Genomic DNA, 4121 nt, shown 5'->3' with positions numbered 1-4121 from the left:
CTGCGCGACCGCGAATACGTGAAGATCGAGAAGAAGCGCCTCCAGCCGGAGGACAAGGGCCGGCTGGTGACGGGCTTCCTGGAGAGCTTCTTCAAGCGCTACGTCGAGTACGACTTCACCGCGGATCTCGAAGGTCAGCTCGACCGCGTCTCCAACGCCGAGATCGACTGGCGCGAGGTGCTGCGCGACTTCTGGCGCGACTTCTCCGCCGCGATCGGCGGCACCAAGGAGTTGCGCGTCACCGAGGTGCTGGAGGCGCTCAACACCCTGCTCGGCGCCCACATCTTCCCGGCGAAGGCCGACGGCTCGAACCCGCGCACCTGCCCCACCTGCGCCACGGGGCAGCTCTCGCTCAAGCTCGGCAAGTTCGGCTCGTTCGTCGGCTGCTCGAACTATCCCGAGTGCAAGTACACCCGCCAGCTCTCGGCCTCCGGCGTCGACGGCGAGGGCGACGGTTCGTCGGCCGAGGGCGGCCAGCCCGGCACGCGGGTGCTCGGCAACGACCCCGTCTCGGGGCTGCCGGTGACGATCCGGGACGGGCGGTTCGGCCCGTTCGTCCAGCTCGGCGAGGCGTCCACCGAGAAGGACGCGGAGAAGCCCAAGCGCTCCTCGCTGCCCAAGGGTGTCACCCCGTCGATGGTCGACCTGGAGAAGGCGTTGCGCCTCCTGTCGCTGCCGCGCGAGGTCGCGCGCCATCCCGAGACCGGCGCGCCGATCCTGGCCAATCTCGGCCGGTTCGGACCCTACGTGCAGCACGGCAAGACCTACGCGAATCTGGGGCGTGACGACGACGTGCTGGAGGTCGGCGCCAACCGCGCCATCGACCTGATCGTCGCCAAGGAGCAGGGCGGCGGCCGCGGCCGGCCCTCCTCCGATCCGGGGCGCCCCTTGGGCAAGGACGAGGCGACGGGCCGCGACCTCGTGGTCAAGGCCGGCAAGTACGGCGCTTACGTCACCGACGGCGACGTCAATGCCACCCTGCCGAAGACGATGGCCGCCGAGGCGCTGACGCTCGGCCAGGGCATCGAGCTGGTGAACGCCAAGCGCGCGGCGGGCGGCGGCAAGGCACCGAGCCGCGGTCGCAAGGCGGCGCCCGCCCGCGGCGCCAAGACGACGGCGCGCAAGCCCGCGGCGAAGGCGGCGGCCAAGGCCGCGACGGAGGATGGCGGCGGCAAGCCGGCGGCGAAGAAGCGCGTCGCTCCGAAGGCCGCACCGAAGCGCGCGGCGGCCAAGAAGGCGACGGGCTGAGCGCCCCTCATGCCGAATGGCCGCGGCGCCTCAGGTCGCGCAGGCGTGCCGAGGCCGTCACCGCATCCTGACGGGACGTGTGGCGACCGGCCGGCGCCGGCGATCAGACGAGGTAGCCGATCGTCGCGGCGGTCGCGGCGACGAGAGTCATAAGCGCGAGGCTCGTCGGCGTCACGAAGGCCCCGCGGACGATGCCGCCGCCCTCCTCGACGCAGCCGAACGATTCCCCGGCGGCGCGCTCCAGACGGGCGAGGGTGAGGTGGCGGGCCTGGATCGCGGCGGTGGTCATCGGCAGCGGTCCCATGCGGCGTTACGGCGAAGCTTTTGCGTTATAATGCCGGACCGGAGATTGGGTTCCGCATTACCCCGACCCGAGATGTGATCTTAACCGCGCGTCCGCATCGTTTCGATGACGGTGGCCGCATCCCGCATCGCAGCGCGTGACCGGTTGGTTGCGCGCGTGCGATGCTTGAGCACGGATTCAGTCCGCGCGTCCCTTTGATGTTTCCGTTTTGTTCCGATATCGTGAGCGGATGAAAGCCCATGCCAGACGACAGCCGAGAGATGGAGCCCGTCGCGTGAGCGATCCGGCCCGCGACCTGTTCGGACCGGGCGCGAAGGCCGCCGCACCGCTTCCGGCCTCCGAGAAGCGCCGGAAGCCGGCGGCGGCGATCGTGCCCCTCGACGCGGTCGGCCCCGAGGCCGGCTACACCGCCTCCGACATCGAGGTGCTGGAGGGGCTGGAGCCGGTGCGGCGGCGCCCCGGCATGTATATCGGCGGCACCGACGAGCGGGCCTTGCACCACCTCTTCTCCGAGGTGATCGACAATGCCATGGACGAGGCGGTGGCAGGCCATGCCAGCTTCATCGAGGTCGAGCTGGAGGAGTCGGGCGCGCTGGTCGTCACCGACAACGGCCGCGGCATCCCCGTCGACCCACACCCGAAGTTTCCGGGCAAGTCGGCGCTCGAAGTCATCATGACGACGCTGCACGCGGGCGGAAAGTTCGACTCGAAGGTCTACGAGACCTCCGGCGGCCTGCACGGCGTCGGCATCTCGGTGGTGAACGCGCTCTCGGATCTGCTGGAGGTCGAGGTCGCGCGCAACCAGACCCTCTATCGGCAGACCTTTTCGCGAGGGGCTGCGCAGGCTGGGTTGGAGACCGTCGGACGGGTGCAGAACCGGCGCGGCACGCGGGTGCGCTTCCACCCCGACGCGCAGATCTTCGGCTCGCTGCGCTTCGATCCGCGCCGCCTGTTCAAGATGGCGCGCTCGAAAGCCTACCTGTTCGGCGGCGTCGAGATCCGCTGGCGCTGCGCGCCCGCCCTGCTCGAGGGCATCGAGGGCGTGCCGGCAGACGCCGTGCACCGCTTCCCCGGGGGCTTGCGCGACTACCTCGCCCGCGACATCGACGGCAAGGACCTCGTCACCGACGCGATCTTCGCGGGCAAGATCACCAAGCCCGGCTCGCACGGCTCGCTCGAATGGGCGGTGGCCTGGATGGTCCACGACGACGGCGTCTCGGCCTCCTACTGCAACACGATCCCGACGCCCGAGGGCGGCACCCACGAAGCGGGTCTCCGCGTCGCGCTTCTGCGGGCGCTGCGCGAGCATGCCGAGCGGGTGAATCAAGCCAAGCGCATGGCCGCCGTCACCACCGACGACGTGATGGCGACCTGCGCCTCGATGCTCTCGGTGTTTATCCGTGAGCCCGAGTTCCAGGGGCAGACGAAGGACAAGCTCGCCACCGTCGAGGCGGCCCGCATCGTCGAGACCGCGATCCGCGACGCCTTCGACCACTGGCTCGCCGCCTCGCCCGCCCAGGCCAACCGGCTCCTCGACTGGGTGATCGACCGGGCCGAGGAGCGCCTGCGCCGCCGCCAGGAGAAGGAGGTCGCGAGGAAGACCGCCACGCGCAAGCTCCGCCTGCCGGGCAAGCTCGCCGACTGCTCCACCGCCGGCATGGCCGGCTCCGAGATCTTCATCGTCGAGGGCGACTCGGCCGGCGGCTCGGCCAAGCAGGCCCGCGACCGCGCGACCCAGGCGATCCTCCCCTTGCGCGGCAAGATCCTCAACGTGGCGTCGGCCAGCCGCGACAAGCTCGGCGCCAACCAGCTCATCGGCGACCTGACGCTTGCGCTCGGCTGCGGCACCGGCGGCCAGTACCGGGCCGAGGATCTGCGCTACGACAAGGTCATCATCATGACGGATGCCGACGTCGACGGCGCCCACATCGCGTCCCTGCTGATCACCTTCTTCTACCGGCAGATGCCCAAGCTCATCGACCGCGGCCACCTCTACCTCGCGATCCCGCCGCTCTACCGGCTCCAGCACGGCACCAAGACGGCCTATGCCCGCGACGACGCCCACAAGGACCAGTTGATCAAGTCGGTGTTCAAGGGGGCCAAGGTCGAGATCGGCCGCTTCAAGGGCCTGGGCGAGATGATGGCCTCGCAGCTCAAGGAGACCACCATGGACCCGAAGAAGCGCACGCTGCTGCGGGTCGCGGTCCTCGACGAGGCGCGGGAATCGACCGGCGACACGGTGGACCGCCTAATGGGCAACAAGCCCGAGGCCCGCTTCGCCTTCATCTCCGAGCGGGCCGCCTTCGCCGAGGGCAGCGACCTCGACATCTGATCGTTTCGCGCGTGAACCCCGCGCGCTCTTCCCCCCTCTGCGGGGGAGAGTGACCCTCGCGTGAGCGAGGGTCGGGAGAGGGAGCCTGCATCTCCGGACAACGCGCTCCCTCACCCAACTCAGCTCGCGGGCCACCCTTTCCGGCTCAAGGGGAGTAAGGAACGCTCGCGACGGGCCAAAACGAAAAAGGCCCGGCCGCGAGGCCGGGCTTTCCTGGATTTTCGTCCGCCCCCGCTC

The 4121-nt window shown here is 70.0% G+C and carries 3 protein-coding genes; 2 read left to right on the top strand and 1 reads right to left on the bottom strand.

Annotated features, from left to right (window positions below):
• Positions 1–1248: topoisomerase C-terminal repeat-containing protein (locus ACFE8Y_RS21095; protein ID WP_375466324.1), on the top strand; the 1248-nt coding region annotated here is incomplete at its 5' end.
• 103 nt (positions 1249–1351) lie between these two features.
• On the opposite strand, the gene ACFE8Y_RS21090 is transcribed toward ACFE8Y_RS21095, so the two are convergent.
• The gene (locus tag ACFE8Y_RS21090) at positions 1352–1537 is read right to left on the bottom strand and encodes a hypothetical protein (RefSeq protein WP_375466323.1); all 186 of its coding nucleotides are present in this window, start codon (positions 1535–1537) and stop codon (positions 1352–1354) included.
• Positions 1538–1826: 289 nt separating this feature from the next.
• Between ACFE8Y_RS21090 and parE the strand changes: the two genes are divergently transcribed.
• Positions 1827–3884, top strand: a complete 2058-nt coding sequence (gene parE, locus ACFE8Y_RS21085) for a DNA topoisomerase IV subunit B (protein WP_375466322.1) — start codon at positions 1827–1829, stop codon at positions 3882–3884.
• Positions 3885–4121 lie beyond the last annotated feature (237 nt).

Origin of the sequence: uncultured Methylobacterium sp. (genome assembly GCF_964242245.1) — a bacterium.
Classification (GTDB): domain Bacteria; phylum Pseudomonadota; class Alphaproteobacteria; order Rhizobiales; family Beijerinckiaceae; genus Methylobacterium.
Note: the sequence above shows the minus strand (reverse complement) of the source record. Positions and strands in the feature narration are given on the sequence as shown.